This window comes from Denitraticella aggregata, from assembly GCF_048158365.1.
In the GTDB taxonomy this organism is placed as follows: domain Bacteria; phylum Pseudomonadota; class Gammaproteobacteria; order Burkholderiales; family Rhodocyclaceae; genus Azoarcus_F.
This window is the reverse complement of the sequence record NZ_JBLLNL010000005.1, coordinates 125,398-144,189: the sequence shown is the minus strand read 5'-3', so window position 1 is coordinate 144,189 and position 18,792 is coordinate 125,398. Positions and strand designations below refer to the sequence as shown.

Sequence of the window (18,792 nt, the reverse complement as noted above, 5' to 3'; positions counted from 1 at the left end):
CGATTCGTTCGTCCCGCGCAACGACGCCGGGCGCGGCACGGAACTTTGTTAGGAAGCGAACAGACGCCCCGCACCCGGCTGCGTAGGCTCAGCCCTCGATGATGGAGCGCCGTCACGGCAACGCACGATGGACAGGCCCGCAGCAATGACGACGGGTATAGCGGGAGCACCGACCATGCGGCATCAGAAATCCACCCATTACCTGGAACCCGGTTTGCACAACTTCACGCGCATGACTCCGCCAGGAGCGCTCGACCGTGATATGCGGGGACAAGGACCGGTGGCTGACGATCAAAGCGACAGGAATGCACGGCGGAACGCACTGAGAACCGCCGCCGAGGCGCAGGTGCGTCACGCCGCCCCAGCGTCAGACGAGCCCGTCCCGCAGGACAGGGCCTTGCTGCACGAGCTGCAGGTGCATCAGATCGAACTGCAGATGCAGAACGAGGCGCTCAGGAAGACCCAGCTCGCGCTGGAAGTCGCGCGTGACCGCTACATCGACCTGTTCGACTGCGCACCGGTGGCCTATATCACGGTCTCGCGTGACGGCCATATCACCGAAGCGAATTTCGCCGCAGCCCGCGGGCTCGGCGTGTCCCGGTCGGAACTGGTCGAGCAACGCCTCGACCGCTTCATTGCTCCGCACGACCTCGATCGCTGGCACAGGCATGCAGACGCAGCATGGCAGGCGCCCGGCGCGCCGTTTCCGGATCTCGAGCTGCTGCTCAGGAACGCCGCCGGATTGCAGTTTACGGCTCAACTTCACTGCATGACAACGGATCGACCCGACTGCCCTGCGATGATGCGGATCGCACTCTTCGACAACACCGAGCAAAGCACGGCTGCGGCCGAGATGCAACGTCTGGCGCATCACGACTCGCTCACCCAATTGCCCAACCACCGTCTGTTTCAGGATCGCCTGGCGCACGCGGTCGCGGCCAGCAGGCGCAACGGGCTGTATGGCGCGATCCTGTTTCTGGATCTCGACAACTTCAAGGCGCTGAACGACGCGCACGGTCATGATGCGGGCGACCAGTTTTTGATCGAGATCGCGCAGCGCCTGCGCAGTACGCTGCGCGAGGGCGATACCGTGGCACGCATCGGCGGGGACGAGTTCGTGATGATCCTGGAAGGGCTGGACATGTCCGAGCATACCGCGGCCGTGCTCGCCGAGCAGATCGGTGACAAGTTGAACCGCACGATTGCGCACCGGGTCGCTGCCGGGGGCGTCGAGTTTCAATGCACCACCAGCATCGGCGTGCGCCTGTTCGGACCGGGGGAGAGCGTCGAGGACCTGCTCAAGCAAGCCGACCGGGCCCTCTACCAGGCCAAGTCGGCCGGACGCAACCAGGTCCGCTTGTTCGATCCAACGCTGTAGGCGATCGGGTTCAGGCGTTCGGCGTGTCGACGACCTCGTCGGTGCGCACCTCGAAGCGTTGCAGGATGTTGGGACCGAAGGCATTGCTGATCGGCACGTCGGCGGCGTCGCGGCCCCGCGCGATCAGGACCCGCCCGATGCGCGGCATGTTGTTGCGCGCGTCGAAGGTGTACCACTGCCCATCCAGGTAGGCCTCGAACCAGCCGGCGAAATCCATCACCCCATAGGGCGGCGGCATGCCGATGTCGCCGAGGTAGCCGGTGCAATAGCGCGCCGGGATGTTCATGCAGCGACAGAATGCGATCGCCAGATGCGCGTAGTCGCGACAGACTCCGACCCGCTCATGGAAGACCTCCCAGGCCGACCTGGTCGATCGCGCATGCTGATAGCCGAATTCGATATGGTTATGAACATGGTCGCAGATCGCCTGTACCCGCGCCCAGCCCTCCGGCGCATTGCCGAACAGGGACCACGCGATGTCCGACAGGCGATCCGTCTCGCAATACCGGCTTCCGAGCAGGAACTGCAGCGTATCGTCGGGCAGCGCCTGCACCGGCATCTGGCGCGCCTGCGGCACGACCACATCCGGCAGCCCGGTGTCGCGCACCACCGTATCGGTGGACAGGCGCAGCAGGCCCGCAGGGGCGACGATACGGGTACACCAGTTGCCGAAACCGTCGCGATACGCCGACATCGGGACCGGCGGATCGGCGATCAGATGGTCCGGCGCGAGCAGGTCCGAAGCCCGCGTGTAATGCACGTTCAGCGTCAGGATCATCGGCGTCGGCTGCGGGCAGTCGTATACCAGGTCAAAGCCTATGCGGATCTTCATGTTGACACTCCTTTTGTGCGACGCGCCGGTTCGGAGACCGCGCATCGCGATTCGATGGATCAGGTGGTGCGCGTGGCCGCATGGTCGCCGTCGCTGGCCAGCGCGCGCTGCAGGGACGAGATCACCACCTCGCGCAGCGCGGCCCATTGGCGCGTCGTGCGCGTGATGTGCTTCTGGTTCAGTTCGAGTTCGATGCCGACATAGGCCTCGGGCGGATGGTGCTTGCGCAGCCACGCGGTCAGGCCATCGTTGCGGCCCGCATAGGGATAATTGCGCCGCACCGCGAGCTCGGGCGCATGGGTCTCGAGCGCGCGCTTCCAGCGCGCGCACAGCGCCCTCTCGCCCGGTCTGGCCGGATCATAGAGCAGGCCGATGTCGGCGGTTCGCCGTTCGCCGTGCAGCTCCGGCGTGAAACTGTGGCAGGACAGGTGGATGACGCGCCCGTGTGCGGCGATCGCGTCGTCCATCAGCTGCTCGGCCTGGCTGCGATACGGCCGGTAGTGACGCTTCAGGATGCGCTGCCGCCGGGGACCGGGCAATTCGAGGACCGGCTCGAAATGCAGATGCGGATGCCCGACCGAACGGTTCAGGTCGACCAGCAGGCGGCTGACCGTCGCCGACAGCAGCGGTACTTCGAATGCCGCCGCGAGCGCCCGTGCCATGACCAGCGCGCCGGCGTCGAAGCCGCGATGGGACGCGAGCAAGGCCCGGTGAGGCGCAAACAGCGCGCGATAGGACGCGGGAATGCGGTTGCCACCGTGCTCGCAGGTGATCACGAGTGCAGCGCCGCCGAATGTCACGTGCTTCGGCGCATCCTGCACCCCGGCGCTCCCATCGCCCCACATGCCGGACCCTACCAGTCGAGGTCCGGCAAGCGGGCGAAGACCTCGCGCGTGCCTTCGCTCCATTGCCGGCCGAGCGTGGTGAAGTAGGGATCGCCCGACTCGAAGCGGCGACGCTTGCGCACCTCCAGACTGTCCCGTTGATAGCAGATCAGGTCGATCGGCATGCCGACCGACAGGTTGTTGCGCATCGTCGACTCGAAGGACACCAGCACGCACTTGACTGCGTCGCTGAGCGAGGTCGAGCGGGTGATGACCCGTTCGATGATCGGTTTGCCGTACTTCGTTTCGCCGGTCTGCAGATAGGGGGTCTGGTCACCCGCCTCGATGAAGTTGCCCTCGGCATAGATCCGGAACAGGCGGGGCGGCTCGCCCGCGATCTGGCCACCGAGGATGAACGACGCGTTGAACCCGACATCGCTGTCGGTCAGGTGCTGGCCGTCGCGCCGATCGACCTCGCGCATCGCGTCCGACACCAGCAATGCGACGTCGAACATGGATTCGGCCCTCCACAGACTGGGACTTTCCGGCCTGGACGCGCGCTGCCTGAGCAGGCCGATGACCGCCTGCGTGCCGGCCAGGTTGCCCGAACTCAGCAGCACGATCACCCGGTCGCCGGCGCGCTCGAACACGTTCATCTTGCAGAAGCTCGCGAAATTGTCGACCCCCGCATGGGTGCGCGAGTCGGACGCGAAGATCAGTCCGCCGTCGAGCATGACGCCGACGCAATAAGTCATTGCTGTTCCTCGATAGGGGTGGCGGGTACCGCCGAAAGCAGATTGCCGGGACACGTCGATAGGCTGGTTGTTGATGCCGCGGGCAGGCGGGTGACGGATGCCGCCAAAAGCAGATTGCCGGGACACCCTATTAACGAATACGTGACGTCAGTGTCGGCACCATTTCCTCCCCCTTCAAGGGGGAGGTCAGGAGGGGGATGGGTTACTGCGACGCTAGTCAAACCCATCCCCTCCCCAGCCCTCCCCTTGAAGGGGAGGGAGGCAGCGGCCGTGCCGCCCTCCACCCCTTGAAGGGCAGGGAGGGAGTGACCGTGCCGCCATCCACCCCTTGAAGGGCAGGGAGGGCGCGACCGTGCCGCCCTCCCTGCCTCGACGCAAACAAGACGGACGATCGGGTGCTCGGCCTATCGGCCCTTGCCGCCGAACACCAGCAATCCGCCACCGATCAAGATCGCCCCGACGCCCGCCCAGATCGGAACATTGACCGACCCCTCTTCGGTCACCGACAGATCGAGCGGCCCGACGCTGGCCCGGTGGGTTTCCTTCGGATAGGTGAAACCGCCGTAAATCAGGCCCAGCACGCCTGCGACGATCAGCGCAATGGCTGCAATTCTGACTGCGTTCATTTCAATGGCTCCGGTTTGAGTACTTCATGTATGCAAAATTAATCCGACCACCCGGAAAGGTCTGTTCGGTGTCGAACATAGCAGCCTCCCCCGGGCGCAGGCGGGCGGTGGGCTGTTCACGCACAGGCCCTAGGACCTACCCTCGATACGCGCGACCGTCGCGCGCAGTTCCGCTTCGAGGCGCTTGGCCACGCTGATGTCGATGAAGGTGATGACGACGCCGCTGATGACGTTCTCCATCGTGCGATACGGCATGATGCGCACCGTGAACCAGCGGCCGTCGCGCGTGCCGACCTGTTTCTCAGAGAAGATCAGCGTATGCAATACCTTGCGGGCATCGTCCTCGAGTTCCGGATAGTCCAGATCGCTCGCCAGATCGGATAACGGGCGCCCGGCATCCGCATCGATCAGCTTGATGATGTGGGCCACCTGCGGCGTGAAGCGGCGCACATGCAGGCGCTCGTCGAGGAACACGGTGGCGACCTCGGTGCTGTTGAGCAGGTTCTGCATGTCGTCGTTGATGCGTGACAAGTCGTCCACCCTGGATTGCAGCTCGATGTTGACCGTCTGCAACTCCTCGTTCAGGGACTGCATCTCCTCCTTCGACGTGGTCAGTTCCTCGTTGGTCGACTGCAACTCCTCGTTGGTCGACTGCAATTCCTCGTTGGTCGACTTCAGCTCTTCCCCCGAGGTCTGCATCTGGTCGCGTAATCTGCCGATCTCGTCGCGCGCCTGTTGCAGCGCGTCCTCGAGTTCGGCCTCCTTCGAAGAGCGCGTCCTCGTCCCGGCCCGGCGCCTGGCCAGGGCTTTTGAACGCCGTTCGGCGAACACGATCATGATCATGCCGCGCAGTGGCTCGGGGTCCTCGATGTATTGCACGGTGAGATCGATTCCGTGCGTCTTCCCGTCGTCCTTGACGGACACATCGTTGCACTCGACCCGGCCGAAATCGCTGACCACCTGCTGCAGCGCACTGCCGAGCGCCTGACGCAAGCCGTTGCGCGCCATCGCGTAGACGTTCCAGTTCGCCTTTCCGGAGGCCGGCTCCAGGTAGCGCCCGGTACGGCCGTTGATGTAGATGATGTCGCCACGGTTATTGACCAGCACCGCAGCCGGCGCAAACTGACGCAGCAGCAGCTGATCGGCCAGCGCCTGCAGGTTCGCGGCGGGCGGGGTCGCCGGAAGTTCGCTCGCTGCGCCCGGCAGCATGCGGAAGCGGGTCGGAAAATCGATTTCCAGCGTGTGAGGTGACATGTCGAGGCGGCGGTAGATCCGCGCTTTCGCATCGAGCGGCGCGAACAGATCGGTGTCGGAACCGACCGTCTCCGAATTGCCCAGGAACAGTACCCCGCCCGGGGTCAGGCTGTAATGGAACAGCGCGAGCAGTTTCTTCTGCAGTTCGGACCCGAAGTAGATCAGCACGTTGCGGCATGACAGCAGGTCCAGCTTGGTGAACGGCGGGTCCTGAGCCATGTTCTGCGACGCGAAAATCACCATGTCGCGCACTTCCTTGCCGACCTTATAGCCGTCATCGATGGCGATGAAGAAACGCGCCAGCCGGTCGGCGGACACCTCGGCCGCGATGCTGGCCGGGTAATGGCCCTGACGCGCATGATCGATCGCGTCGTGCGCGAGGTCGGTGCCGAAGATCTGCAGCGAGTAACGCCCGGCCGGCCGGTATCGTTCGAGCGCCTCCCTGAAGACGATCGCCAGCGAGTAGGCTTCCTCGCCGGTGGAGCAGGCCGGGACCCAGGCACGCAAGGCGTGGCCCGACGAGCTGCGTGCGAACAGCGCTGGAAATGCGATGTCACGCAGGCTGTCCCAGGCGGCCGGGTCGCGGAAGAAACTGGTCACGCCGATCAGGAATTCCTTGAACAGCAGGTCGAGTTCCTGCGGGTTTTCCTGCAACAGGCGCACATAGTCGGCGAGGCGCCCGATCTGATGGATGCCCATGCGCCGTTCGATGCGACGATACAGCGCGCTCTTCTTGTAATGCGAGAAATCCTGGCCATTGTGCGCACGCAGCAGGATCAGCACCTTCTCCAGCCCGCTCCTGAGCTGGCCATCGGCGTCATGCGCGGATTCGGCGGCGGTCGGGCCTACGCGCAGGCGGGCAATGATGCGCGCCGGCAGTTCCTCGGCCGGTGCGACGATATCCACGATGCCGGTATCGATGCCGCTCTGCGGCATGGACGAAAACGCCGCGGCCGCCGGATCCTGCACCAGCGCCAGTCCGGCGTTCTCCTTGATCGCACGCAGGCCGGCGCTGCCGTCCGAGCCCATGCCCGACAGCAGCACGCCGACCGCGTGCTGACGGCGATCCTCGGCCAGCGACAGCAGGAAGAAGTCTATCGGCAGCCGCTGGCCCCGCGGTGCGGTCGGCTCGAACAGATAAAGCTTACCCCGCAGGATGGACATGTCGCGGTTGGGCGGAAGCACGTAGACATGGTCCGGCCTGACCTTGAGCCGGTCCTTAGCCTGCACCACCGGCAGCGGCGTGGCACGCTGCAGCAGCTCGGGCATCATGCCCTTGTGGGTGGGATCGAGGTGCTGGACGACCACATAGGCCATGCCGCTGTCCGGTGGCACGCGGGACAGGAACTGCTCCAGCGCCTCGAGCCCGCCCGCCGACGCACCGATTCCGACTACCGGAAAACCTTCACCCGGCGACGAACCGGGCGCATCGGCCGCCGTGACGGAGGTTCGGGGCGCTTCGTGTTCATCCATGACGGGGGGCCATTCGGCGAGGGTGAGGATCGGATGCGGCGACCATGTGCCCGCCTAATTGTGCTGTCGTCGATCGGCGTGACCCGGCTGGTCGGAGCGGATGGTCATCATCACGATCCGGCATTCCCGTCCATCCTCGTCCGGAACCCCCTCCAGCCTGACCAGCGTCTCGGGATGCTGGGGCGTCGCGACCAGAACGACTTCGCAGTAGCCTTTGTTCCTGCCGATCAGTACGTCGTCGAGGAAGCGGTCGAAGATCGGCAGCGAGGTCTCGGTCAGCGATGCGGCAAAGCGATGGCGACCCCTCTGCGAGCGCTTGATGCCGAGCAGAATCGCCGCGGCGAGATTGAGCTGCAGGATCGCACCGTCGGTGTCCAGCGTCAGATAAGGCACCGGCGCAAAATCGTAGACATCGGCATAGCGGGCGCGCAACGCATCGGCTTCGTCGTAGGCACTGCGAAGCTCCTCGTTGTGCATCTCCAGCTCGATCTGATGCACCTGGAGCTCATGCATCAGGCGCGCGGTATCCCAGGCGGTGTCCGGCAGCGGAGGACGGGCTTCCTGCAGCCGCTTCTCGGCGCGCTGACGCAGCGTGGCCGGATTGGGGCGTACCCGCCCCCTGAGCTGCGGGACCGGCCTCAGACCGAACAGCCGGTCGTACTCCGACCGGACCACGCGATAGCATTCGCACACCCGCTGCTCCAGTCCCGGCCGATCGAGCACCGTGATATGGCCACGGCTGTATCGGATCAGGCCGGCGGCCTGCAGCTTGCCGGCGGCCTCGGTGACGCCTTCGCGGCGCACGCCGAGCATGTTCGCGATCAGTTCCTGCGTCATGTCGAGCTGATCGCCGGGCAGCTGGTCCAGACTGAGCAGCAGCCAGCGACACAGTTGCTGGTCGACACTATGGTGACGATTGCACACCACGCCCTGCGCCATCTGGGTCATCAGTGCCTGCACATAGGCCAGCGCCAGCTGCAGCAGGCTGCCGCCCTGTTCGAGTTCCCATGCAACGATGTCGGCGCGCAGGCGATATGCGCAGCCGGCGCTCTGCACCACCGCCTTGTACGTCGTGGTCTCTCCGCCCAGGATCACCGGCGTGCCGACCAGACCGTCGTTGCCGGTCATCGCCAGTTCGGCCGATGATCCATCCTCGGTGGTGAACACCATGGACACGATCCCGGCAATCGGAAAATACACGTGCTCCAGCCTGTCCCCGGGCTCGAACAGCACCTGTCCGAGCTTCAGCGGTACCCGCTCGAGGTCGTTGTGCAGCCGAAAGTAGTCCGCATCGGGTAACCCGGCCAGGATGCGGTTCCGCTTCGGGTCATGCTCGGGAGGGGACGATGCCATGCCGGTCTTCCTCGTTTGACGCGGAACTCCCGCATCGAGTCCTGACGATGGCGTGCCGTCCGCATGGGCAAGAATAGCCCAGAAACGCCGGGACGTACCTTCAGTGTCGCTCTTTGCGATGGGCGGAAGGGTCGAAGGACGATGTCGTTTGAGCATCCCTTCTCCTGGAGTCGATCGGTCGGTGACGGTGCTGCGACGAGGCGGGCGCCCTACCGCTGCGGACGGTCGTGCAGCAGGTCGGCCAGTTCATCCGCGTGCGCCTCTTCCATTGCGAGAATGGATTCCAGCAGGCGCCGCGTGGTCGGGTCCTGATCGCCGACGTACTGGATGAAGTCGCGATAGCTGTCGATCGCGATGCGTTCGGCGACCAGGTTCTCGGTGATCATGTCCGTGAGCGTGGCGGCTTCCACATACTCGGCGTGACTGCGTCGGACCAGGGTGTCGGGCGAGAAATCCGGTTCGCCGCCGAGTTGCACGATGCGGGCCGCCAGCTGGTCGGCGTGGGCCTGCTCCTCGTTCGAATGCGCCAGGAACTCCGCCGCCACCGCCTGCGAATGGATCCCGCGCGCCATGAAATGATGACGCCGGTAGCGCAGCACGCATACCAGCTCGGTCGCGAGCGCATCATTGAGGCGCGTCAGCACGGTTGCGAGATGTGCGCTGTAGCGCGCGGTCACCGCGCCCTGTTCGATGTGCTGGCGGGCACGTACGCGCACGCCCTGAACGTCGGATTGAACATCTGTCTTGGTCATTTGTCGTCCTGTGGTGGTCTGGTGCGGCCGGACATCCGGCGCGCGGATTCCGAACCCATGTCAGCTGCGATCCTCGACGATGAGCTCGTGCAGCGTCCATTCGCCGCCAGCGTTGATCAGCGAGAAACCATCGAAACCGTCGCTCACCTTGCGGTCTACGACGTCGATCAGCGCCTCGTCATCCCGGGTCACCGTCATGCGGCCGTCGGCATCGCGCTGCCAGATGAGGCGCTGCGGCACGCTGTTCGCGAGCCGGTAGCGCGCGCTGGCAATGACCGAGGTGCCGCGCTCGTCGGTGAAGATGAGTTGCAGCGGCTGGTCACCGCGATGACTGAGTCGATAGCCGTGATTCAATCCGTTGCCGCGATAGGGACCGAGTTCGACATGGCTGTAGGGCTCCGCGGAACCGGACACCAGCATCGTGATGCGGAACACCGGTGCCACCTGGATCGGCAGATAGGCCACTGCGGCCACCGCCGCATCCTGACCGGGACGCTCGACGCCGAGCCGTTGCTTCAGCAAGTCCTCCAGCATCTGGCGGCCCGCGTCCTGCGGGCGTGTCCCGGACGGGGTGACCACCGAGTTCAGACCACCGTTGCGCACGTCGAGGCGACCGGACGCGATGCGCCAGGCCGGATTGCGGGTGTGGTCGCCGTCGGAGAAGTCGTCCCGGACGCGCACTTGATAGGACGCGGCGGCGACCGGCGGCTGTACCGTGGCCACGGTACCGACGCCCAGTCGCTCCAGCGTCGGTGCATCGAGTTCACCGGTCGCACCTATGTTGTTCGCAGCCTGGAAGTTCCGGACCGCAACCCGGCTGCGCGGACCAAGCACGCCGTCCGGCGGCCCGGCGTCGTAGCCGCGTGCATTCAGGGCCCGCTGCGCCGCTGCGCGTTGTTCGCGGCTCAGCGCCACAACGGGCGTCGTTTCCGCGCTGCCGATGCGTAACGCCTCGAGCAGCGCCTGGCTGGGTTCCCCGGTCACCGGCACGCCCTGCCCCTGTTGATACTCAAGAATGGCCTGGCGGGTCGGGGCATCCATCCGGCCGCTGATCAGCGGAATCGGGTAACCGCGCACGCGCAGTTCGGTCTGTATCCGTGCCAGCGTGTTCGCATCCACCGGCACCGGGCTCGCAGCCGCTGCGGTGCCGGCACGCTCGCGCATGTGCCGGAGCAGTTCCGTGCTCGGCTCACCCGACATCAGCAAGCCGTGGTCGGATTCGTAGCTAAGGATCGCCGCACGGGTCTCGTCGTCCAGCCGACCGGATGCCCGTCCGGTCGTGTAACCGAGGCCGCGCAGCGCTTCCTGGATGTCCGCGACCTGCTGGGACGACAGCTCCGATCTCGACGCGGCAGGCGCGGGCGTCCGGCTCTGGGCGGTGGCGCGCACATGCGACAGCAGGCTCGCGGTGGGCTGGCCGTCCACGAGCAGCTGGTTGTCGCGCTGGTAGGCCTGGATCGCGCTGCGGGTGCGCGCACCCATCAGTCCGTCGGCCGGTCCGGCATCGAAGCCGAGCTGGTTCAGCTCGCGCTGAAGCCCGAGCACGGTGGAGGAGTATTGTGCAACCTGATAGGCCGACCCGCTCAAATGCGAACCCGCCAGATCCGCGCCGGACTGTGCCAACACCGGACCGGGCAGGCCGAACGATGCGGCGAGACCGAGCAGCAGCGCAGGGTAAGCAAAACCATTGCGTTGAACTAACATGATGCGGTCCCTCCTGCGGGAAACTTCCGATAGCGTGTCGAAGCATCATAGGGGGCCGTCCCGGGCCGATCTGTACGGCCGCGCACATTCACCGCCTGGGATGCAAGTGGCGGGATTCGTCAGCCTCGAGCTGCCGATCCGGCTCAGGGACCGGGTTGCCGAACCGGGCCGATCCTGCGTGCGGCAGCGCACAGAATGGGGTCAGTCCGGCGACTAGACTGATCTTTGCCGAACCGCGCGTCGATGCGCGTCGGTCACTCAATCCGTGCAAGGGGCACAATCATGAACAACATCATCTATCTCGTCGGCCTCGTCGTCATCGTGCTGGTCATTCTGGGATTTTTCGGGCTGCGCTGAGACCGCGCCGCGTCGCCGCAGAGCGGCGTATCCGGCAATCCGGTGTACTGGATCGGCTACCTGTGCCTGTTCCTGCTCGAAGTGGCCACCGTGTTGATTAACGAGACGGTGGACTATCCGAGCGACCGCCGTAACCGCTTCTTCAGTACCTTTACCGGCGGATCGCGGGTGCTGGTGGAAGGGCTGCTCAGTCCCGCCGAAGTCCGGACCGGCATCGTCGTCGCCCTGATGGGCTTCATTGCCGCTTCGGCCTGGCTGCTTGCCGTCACCCCGGCCATGCTGTTCGCGGTGGTCGCGGTGCTGGGCGTGATGGCGATACTCGCGATCGGCTACACCGCGCCGCCGCTGAAGCTGTGCTATCGGGGACTGGGCGCGCTGGACGTGGCGGTGACACACAGCATTGGCGTGATCGTGTGCGGCTACGTGTTCATGGGCGGGGTCTGGCACGACGTGCTGCCGTGGCTGCTGAGTCTGCCGCTGCTGTTGGCGATCCTGCCGTCGATCACATTGTCGGGCATCCCCGATCTGGACGCTGACGCCGCCGCCGGCAAGCGAACGCTGGCGGTGCGCCGCCAGCCTTCATATCTTGCCGAGCAGCACGAGAATCAGCAGGATGACGACTATGAGTCCGATGCCACCGGTCGGTCCGTATCCCCAAGACCGGCTGTGAGGCCAGGCCGGAAGGACACCGATCAGCAGCAGAATCAGAATGACTAGCAGAATTGTTCCCATTGCAGTGCTCCAGCAAGTTGATGTTTTCGGTCGAGGCTGGCATCACATCGACCGCCCGGACCATCCATGTACCTGGAACAAATGCTACGCGAACCGCAATCGTCGTCTGTTCGCTATCGAACACAGTACGGCCGCGCACTGCCGGGCGGCAGTGCGCGGTGCGGCGAGTCGTGTCGACGGGCGTTCCGGAGTCAAGCGCTGCGATAGCGACTCGCCTCGGCGCACAGCCAGTCACGAAACCCTGTCATCGCGTCGGTTTCGGCCTTGCGTTCGGGGATGATCAGGTAATAGGCCTTATCGCTCGGGCTGGCATGCGGCATCGCGATCGCGAGCCGCCCGCGGTCGAGTTCGTCGCGTATCAGGAAGGGTGGAATCAGCGCGACGCCCATGTCCTGCATCGCGGCCTGCGCCAGCATTGAGAACAGCTCGAGCCGGGTGCCGGTCATGTCGTGCGCAACCCGCATTCCGAGCGATTCGAACCAGGTTCGCCACGCATAGGGCCGGGTGGTCTGCTGCAGCAGCGGCAGTTCGGCGATCTCCTCGGGGATCAGGCCGGTCCGTCCCGCCAGGCGTTGCGGACTGCACACCGGTACCGCGTCCTCGTGCATCAGGAAATGCGCGTCGGTGCCCGGCCAGCCCGCATCGCCGAAATACAGCGCCGCATCGAACTCGGTGTCGCCGAACAGAAAGGGCCGGGTCTGCGTGGTCATATTCACGGTCACATCCGGGTAGATCGCATGAAAGCCGCCCAGGCGCGGCATCAGCCAGCGGGTCGCGAAGGTCGGCACGACCGCCAGCTCCAGCGTCACCCCCTGTCCGTGATGGGCCATCAGCGACAAGGTGTCGCGTTCGACCGCATCGAGCCGTGAGGCGATCTGGCGGCTGTAGCTCAGTCCGGCTTCGGTGAGCTTGACCCCGCGCCGGGTGCGCTTGAACAGGCGCAACCCCAGAAAGTCCTCCAGTCCGGCGATCTGGCGGCATACCGCACTCTGGGTCAGCGCGAGTTCCTCCGCTGCCCGCGTGAAGCTCTCATGCCGGGCGGCACGTTCGAACGCGACCAGCGCCGCGGTATTGGGGATCTTTCTGCGCATGCACGCTCCGGCTCCGTTCCGATCGACTCACCGGGAGCCCGTGCGGAACGGATCGTCAGAATTTCGAAGTGCGTTCTTCGCACAAGATACTTCCAAAGTATCGTTTGTTTCCAGCCCTGTTGTTTGTCTACAGTACAGTCAGCTGCACACCCGAACAGAATCCAGCACATCGAGGAGACCTCATGGCAACGAACCGCGTGACATTCAACTGGGCCGATCCGCTCCATCTCGACAGCCAGCTCACCGAAACCGAGCGCATGGTGCGTGACACCGCGCGCGACTACTGCCAGGAGAAACTCCTGCCGCGGGTGCAGCAGGCATTCCGCCATGAGCAGACCGATCGGGCGATCTTCAACGAGATGGGCGAACTCGGGCTGCTCGGCCCGACCATCCCCGAGGAATACGGCGGGGCCGGCCTCAATTACGTGTCCTATGGCCTGATCGCGCGCGAGATCGAGCGGGTCGATTCCGGCTACCGCTCGATGATGAGCGTGCAGTCGTCGCTGGTGATGGTGCCGATCAACGAGTTCGGCACCGACGCGCAGAAGCTCAAGTACCTGCCGAAACTCGCGACCGGTGAATGGGTCGGCTGCTTCGGCCTGACCGAACCCAACCATGGTTCCGACCCGGGCGGCATGGTTACCCGCGCCCGCAGCGTCGATGGCGGCTACAGCCTGTCCGGCGCCAAGATGTGGATCAGCAACAGTCCGATCGCGGACGTGTTCGTCGTGTGGGCCAAGACCGACGACGGCAAGATCCGCGGTTTCATCCTCGAGAAGGGCTGGAAGGGTCTGTCCGCGCCGGCGATCCACGGCAAGGTCGGCCTGCGCGCGTCGATCACCGGCGAGATCGTGATGGACGAGGTGTTCGTGCCGGCCGAAAACATGTTCCCGGAGGTCACCGGCCTGAAGGGTCCCTTCACCTGCCTGAACTCGGCCCGCTACGGCATCGCATGGGGTGCGCTGGGTGCCGCCGAGGACTGCTACCACACCGCACGCCAGTATGTGCTGGATCGCAAGCAGTTCGGCCGCCCGCTCGCCGCCAACCAGCTGATCCAGAAGAAGCTCGCCGACATGCTGACCGAGATCACGCTCGGCCTGCAGGGCTGCCTGCAACTGGGCCGCATGAAGGACGCCGGCAACGCGCCGGTGGAGGTCACGTCGATCATGAAGCGCAACTCCTGCGGCAAGGCGCTCGACATCGCACGGGTCGCGCGTGACATGCTCGGCGGAAACGGCATCTCGGACGAATACTGCGTCGCCCGTCATCTGGTCAATCTCGAGGTCGTCAATACCTACGAAGGCACCCACGACATCCATGCGCTGATCCTCGGCCGCGCGATCACCGACATCCCGGCCTTCGCGAACTGACCATGGCCGGCGCGCTCTCGCACATCCGGGTCCTCGACCTGTCGCGCATCCTGGCCGGACCGTGGGCCGGCCAGATCCTGGCCGACCTGGGCGCCGACGTGATCAAGGTCGAACGGCCCGGCGTCGGAGACGACACCCGCAGCTGGGGTCCGCCCTACCTGAAGGATGCCGACGGCGAGGACACCGAAGTCGCGTCCTACTTCCTGTGTGCGAACCGCAACAAACGCTCGATCACGGTGGACATGACGCGGCCAGAAGGGCAGCGTCTGCTGCGCGGGCTCGCGAGGGAATGCGACGTCGTGCTGGAAAATTTCAAGAAGGATGGTCTGGTCCGTTACGGCCTGGACTACGCGTCGCTGCAGGCGGTCAATCCACGCCTGGTGTATTGCTCGATCACCGGCTTCGGTCAGGACGGGCCCTACGCCGCGCGCGCCGGATACGACTTCCTGATCCAGGGTCTGGGCGGACTGATGAGCATCACCGGCCGGCCGGATTCGGAAGCCGGTAGCGGTCCGATGAAGGTCGGCGTCGCGCTGACCGACATTCTCACCGGCCTGTATGCAGCCAATGCGGTCCAGGCTGCACTGGCCTGGCGGGAACGCAGTGGCCAGGGGCAGTACATCGATCTCGCGCTGCTCGACGTGCAGATCGCGTGCCTGGCGAACCAGGCCATGAACTACCTGACCTCGGGCCGCTCGCCGCAGCGGCTCGGTAACGCCCATCCGAACATCGTGCCCTACCAGGACTTTCCGACCGATGACGGCTACATGATCGTCACGGTCGGCAACGACGCTCAGTTCGCCCGCTTCTGCGAGGCCGCCGGACGCCCCGAACTCGCCACCGACCCGCGCTATGCGACCAACAAGGCAAGGGTCGGAAACCGCGACACGCTGATCCCGCTGCTGAACAAGCTGACCATCCAGCGCAGCACCGCCGACTGGATCGCAACGCTGGAAAAGGTCGGCGTGCCCTGCGGCCCGATCAACACCATCGCCGACGTGTTCGACGACGAACAGGTCAGGCACCGTGGCCTGAAGGTGGACATGCACCATCCGGCCATCGGCACCATCCCGCAGGTCGCCAGCCCGTTCCGGTTGTCCGAGACACCGGTCGAATACCGCAGCCCGCCGCCGCTGCTCGGCGAACACACCGATGAGGTGCTCGCATCGCTGCTGAAGCTCGACAAGAGCAAGATCGCGCGGCTCAGGCAGGACGGCATCGTCTGATCACATCAAAAAAACGCACGCTGAGCATCAAAAATATCGCCAGCGCGGTGAGGCGTTCCAAGAAAATCGGTGAAGCAAGGTTTTCCCAGGAGGAAGGCACAGCGTAGTGACCAGGCGTCAGGGGTTGCCTGTTCGGCGACTTTGCCCGAGCGCATGCCGCTGTTGGCGAGCGTAGCGGCCGCGATCCCTGCTGTCTGAGCGCGAAGCGCGAGTTCAGGGATCGCAGCGAAGCAAGCCTTACAGCGGCAGCGCGAGTGGCATCGGAGCCGAACAGGCAACCCCTGACGCCGACCTGCGCACTGAGCATCACACGCTGTAGCTCAGGCCGCCTGAGCCAGCGGTTCCGCAACCTTCATTTCGCCCCCGAGCGCATCGATCAGCGCCGGCAGCATGTTCGCGAGTTCCGCCGCCATCAGCATGAAGCCGGCGTCGAAGATCGCGCGCGCATCCTCGGCACCCGATTCCTCGACCTTGTCCTTGACCACATCGAGAAAGTCCAGACGCTTGATCTCGAGCTTGTCGGTCAGCACGAAGCTCAGCCGGTCGTCGAAGGTCAGCGCCAGACGGGTCGGCAGCTTGCCCGACTCGAGATGGCCGCGAACCTCGTCGCCTTCCAGCGTGTGCCGCACATAACGCACTGCCGCCTTGTCCTCGCTGACCGAACGCAGCTCGCAGTCCTGGTCGATCGTGAACCCGGCCGGCGCCTCGCCGCTGGCGAGCCAGTCCGCCATCGCCGACGTCGGCGAACGCTCGGTGCGCAACAGCGACAGGGGCAGGCTGTCCATGGCCTGTCGCAATGCCTCCAGAACGTCCTCCGCACGCGTCTGGCTGGGCGCGTCGATGCCCAGCCATCCACCGACCGGGTCTATCCATGCATGGACCCTCCTGCGCCGCGTGAACGCACGCGGCAGGAACTCCTGCATGATCTGCTCGCGCAACTCCTTCATCTGCTTGCGGCCGGGCTTGTAGCCCTGCTGCGCCGCAATGTCCTCGGCCCGTTCCTCGGCTTCCTGCTTGACCACCGACGACGGCAGCAGACGCTGCTCGAAGCCGAGCGCGATCAGCCAGTGCCCGCCGACCCGATGAACCAGGAAGTCGTCGTTGGTCGGAGACACCCAGCCGCGGCTCTCCTGATCCTGGCTGCCGCAGGGCTGGAAGCGCCGGCGCGCGAGCTGATCCTCGAGCCGGTCGGCACTCATGTCCCACTGTGCCGGCAAACGATAAACCTGAACGTTCTTGAACCACATTCGATTGATTCCAAAAGAAAAGACCGGAAGCCGGGGCAGGCTTCCCGGAAAGGTTGAAACGGGTTTGAAACGGATGACCCGGCTACTGGATCCGCCCGGATTCGGCGATCATCCGGATCACCCTGACCGTATCGATATCGGACTCGTGGTAGGCCGACTTGACGAACTCGGCATAGGGCTGGTCCGGATCGTGATGTCGCTCGGCCAGCGTGGTCCGATACAGGAACCGCAATACCAGCTCCTCCGGCCCCGGTTCCTCGATGCTGATCCTCAAGCGTCCGCCCGCATGTTCCTCGGTGCGTTCGGTCTCGAACGTGACCGAGACCATCGGCTCCAGTGTCACGCGATCGCGAATCACGAGATTTCCGAACTGCAGTTCCCGAAGAAGAAGATTTCCCTGTCGCTCCAGAATCATGCACGAATCCAGACCCGGCAGAAACGGACGCGGATTCTCGGCCCGGCACAGCAGCCCGAACCAGAGCTCCTCCCGACTGAGATCGCTGACCAGCGGGTTGTCCGGCTCATTGATGATCACCAAATGCTCAAACTTCAACGACGCCACTCCTGACTCTGCGGGCGCAGTTTAACCCGCTTTCCGCCTGCGGGAAAATCCCGTTCGAACAGCTCCGCTGGCATGGCGTTGGTGTTGATCTGTTGTTCTTATATTTAAATAACAAAGATCATTATGTACGGCCAGAATCTGTGGACAAGCATATTTTCATCATTTATTTCAGTTGCTTGACGCATGTACAAAGCCGTTCATAAACAGGTCTGACAGGTGTGCAGGGAATGTGATTCGTTTTGCGTGGGCAGCCTTGTTGCCCGCTTGTCCACAATCACTACAGTCGAAACGTGTACCTTACCCACCGCATTGTCGAAAACGCGCGCGCTGAACTCGCCCCGCGGTAAGATCCGCGCATGAAAACAGAACGCATCCTGCAGTCCCAGGGCTTCGGTAGCCGCAAGGAGTGCCGTGCCATCATCCGTGCCGGTCTGTTCGGTGTCGCCGGCGAGATCATCGAGGACCCGTTCGCCGAGATCGACGTGGCCGGCCTGGTGTTCGAAGTCGACGGGCAGTCGTGGCGTTTTCTCGAAAAGGCCTACCTGGTGCTGAACAAGCCGACCGACCACGAGTGCTCGCACAAGCCTCAGCACCATGCGTCGGTGTTTTCGCTGTTTCCGATCGAACTCGTGCGACGCGACGTCCAGTGCGTCGGCAGGCTGGATCATGACACCACCGGGCTGTTGCTGCTGTCCGACGACGGGCAGTTCATCCACTACTGGAGTTCGGGCAAGAAGCGCATCCCGAAGGTCTACGAGGTCACCTTGAAGCACGCTGTGAGCGATGAAATGATCGCGAGCCTGATGACCGGTGTGCAGTTGCATGACGAGCCCGCGCCGATTCTGGCCGCGGCGTGCGAAAGGACCGGAGAGGACACGTTGCGACTCACCGTCACCGAAGGCAAATATCATCAGGTCAAGCGCATGATTGCGGCCGTCGGAAACCGGGTCGAGGCGCTGCATCGTTCGAAGGTCGGAGGTCTTGCGTTGCCACCGGATCTGGAGCCGGGTGCATGGCGCTGGCTCGACGACGCCGAGCTTGCTCGACTCGCCGAGTTCTGAACCGGCGCCATGCCGGGCCATGACGCGACGCTGTTTTCGTCTATCGGTTGTGCCGATTCTCATGATGTTTGCCGTTCCCTCTTTTTGATCCAGTTGACACGGATGTTTGCGCATCGTGCTTTTCTGTGGATAAGCCGGGCACATTCAGCAAAGATGCCCGATCCGATGCTGTACTAAAGTAGTGTCGAATGCCCT

16 protein-coding genes and 1 pseudogene are annotated in these 18,792 nt (G+C 64.4%); 5 read left to right on the top strand and 12 right to left on the bottom strand.

Annotation, left to right across the window (positions count from 1 at the left end):
* Positions 1-397 precede the first annotated feature (397 nt).
* A complete protein-coding gene (locus ACKVEX_RS08410) occupies positions 398-1,378 on the top strand; it encodes a diguanylate cyclase domain-containing protein (RefSeq protein ID WP_473215265.1) in 981 nt (326 codons plus the stop codon).
* A 10-nt stretch (positions 1,379-1,388) separates the two neighbouring features.
* On the opposite strand, the gene ACKVEX_RS08405 is transcribed toward ACKVEX_RS08410, so the two are convergent.
* From ACKVEX_RS08405 to ACKVEX_RS08370, 8 genes are all read right to left on the bottom strand, one after another.
* Positions 1,389-2,210, bottom strand: a complete 822-nt coding sequence (locus ACKVEX_RS08405) for a transglutaminase-like domain-containing protein (protein WP_473215264.1) — start codon at positions 2,208-2,210, stop codon at positions 1,389-1,391.
* 59 nt (positions 2,211-2,269) lie between these two features.
* Positions 2,270-3,010, bottom strand: coding sequence for an N-formylglutamate amidohydrolase (locus ACKVEX_RS08400; protein ID WP_473215263.1), 741 nt, complete (start codon positions 3,008-3,010; stop codon positions 2,270-2,272).
* Positions 3,011-3,063: 53 nt separating this feature from the next.
* Positions 3,064-3,789: a proteasome-type protease gene (locus ACKVEX_RS08395; RefSeq protein WP_473215262.1), complete on the bottom strand. Its 726-nt coding sequence runs from the start codon at positions 3,787-3,789 to the stop codon at positions 3,064-3,066.
* Positions 3,790-4,193: 404 nt separating this feature from the next.
* Positions 4,194-4,415, bottom strand: a complete 222-nt coding sequence (locus ACKVEX_RS08390; RefSeq protein WP_473215261.1) for a hypothetical protein — start codon at positions 4,413-4,415, stop codon at positions 4,194-4,196.
* A gap of 129 nt (positions 4,416-4,544) precedes the next feature.
* Entirely contained in the window at positions 4,545-7,142 is a 2,598-nt protein-coding gene (locus tag ACKVEX_RS08385) for a chemotaxis protein CheB (RefSeq protein ID WP_473215260.1), read from the bottom strand.
* Positions 7,143-7,196: 54 nt separating this feature from the next.
* Entirely contained in the window at positions 7,197-8,495 is a 1,299-nt protein-coding gene (locus tag ACKVEX_RS08380) for a helix-turn-helix domain-containing protein (protein ID WP_473215259.1), read from the bottom strand.
* Between the two features lie 209 nt (positions 8,496-8,704).
* Positions 8,705-9,247: a ferritin-like domain-containing protein gene (locus tag ACKVEX_RS08375; protein WP_473215258.1), complete on the bottom strand. Its 543-nt coding sequence runs from the start codon at positions 9,245-9,247 to the stop codon at positions 8,705-8,707.
* A gap of 60 nt (positions 9,248-9,307) precedes the next feature.
* Complete coding sequence (locus tag ACKVEX_RS08370) at positions 9,308-10,951, bottom strand: peptidoglycan-binding domain-containing protein (protein ID WP_473215257.1); 1,644 nt, start codon at positions 10,949-10,951, stop codon at positions 9,308-9,310.
* A gap of 396 nt (positions 10,952-11,347) precedes the next feature.
* On the opposite strand from ACKVEX_RS08370, the pseudogene ACKVEX_RS08365 reads away from it, so the two are divergent.
* A pseudogene (locus tag ACKVEX_RS08365) lies at positions 11,348-11,869 on the top strand (prenyltransferase); the annotation flags it as partial.
* 18 nt (positions 11,870-11,887) lie between these two features.
* On the opposite strand, the gene ACKVEX_RS08360 reads toward ACKVEX_RS08365, so the two are convergent.
* Both ACKVEX_RS08360 and ACKVEX_RS08355 read right to left on the bottom strand, forming a co-directional pair.
* Positions 11,888-12,040 carry a DUF3309 family protein gene (locus ACKVEX_RS08360; RefSeq protein ID WP_473215256.1) on the bottom strand — a complete coding sequence of 51 codons (153 nt, stop codon included), beginning with the start codon at positions 12,038-12,040 and terminating at the stop codon, positions 11,888-11,890.
* Positions 12,041-12,231: 191 nt separating this feature from the next.
* A complete protein-coding gene (locus tag ACKVEX_RS08355; protein WP_473215255.1) occupies positions 12,232-13,131 on the bottom strand; it encodes a LysR family transcriptional regulator in 900 nt (299 codons plus the stop codon).
* Positions 13,132-13,313: 182 nt separating this feature from the next.
* Between ACKVEX_RS08355 and ACKVEX_RS08350 the strand changes: the two genes are divergently transcribed.
* Both ACKVEX_RS08350 and ACKVEX_RS08345 read left to right on the top strand, forming a co-directional pair.
* Entirely contained in the window at positions 13,314-14,501 is a 1,188-nt protein-coding gene (locus tag ACKVEX_RS08350; RefSeq protein WP_473215254.1) for an acyl-CoA dehydrogenase, read from the top strand.
* A 2-nt stretch (positions 14,502-14,503) separates the two neighbouring features.
* Positions 14,504-15,727, top strand: coding sequence for a CaiB/BaiF CoA transferase family protein (locus ACKVEX_RS08345; RefSeq protein ID WP_473215253.1), 1,224 nt, complete (start codon positions 14,504-14,506; stop codon positions 15,725-15,727).
* Positions 15,728-16,047: 320 nt separating this feature from the next.
* Here the strand turns inward: ACKVEX_RS08345 and ACKVEX_RS08340 are convergent, their stop codons facing one another.
* Positions 16,048-16,974 (bottom strand): recombination-associated protein RdgC, encoded by a 927-nt coding sequence (locus ACKVEX_RS08340; protein WP_473215252.1) that lies wholly within the window; start codon positions 16,972-16,974, stop codon positions 16,048-16,050.
* Positions 16,975-17,056: 82 nt separating this feature from the next.
* Positions 17,057-17,527 (bottom strand): SRPBCC family protein, encoded by a 471-nt coding sequence (locus ACKVEX_RS08335; RefSeq protein WP_473215251.1) that lies wholly within the window; start codon positions 17,525-17,527, stop codon positions 17,057-17,059.
* Positions 17,528-17,892: 365 nt separating this feature from the next.
* On the opposite strand from ACKVEX_RS08335, the gene ACKVEX_RS08330 reads away from it, so the two are divergent.
* Positions 17,893-18,597, top strand: coding sequence for a 16S rRNA pseudouridine(516) synthase (locus ACKVEX_RS08330; RefSeq protein ID WP_473215250.1), 705 nt, complete (start codon positions 17,893-17,895; stop codon positions 18,595-18,597).
* Positions 18,598-18,792 lie beyond the last annotated feature (195 nt).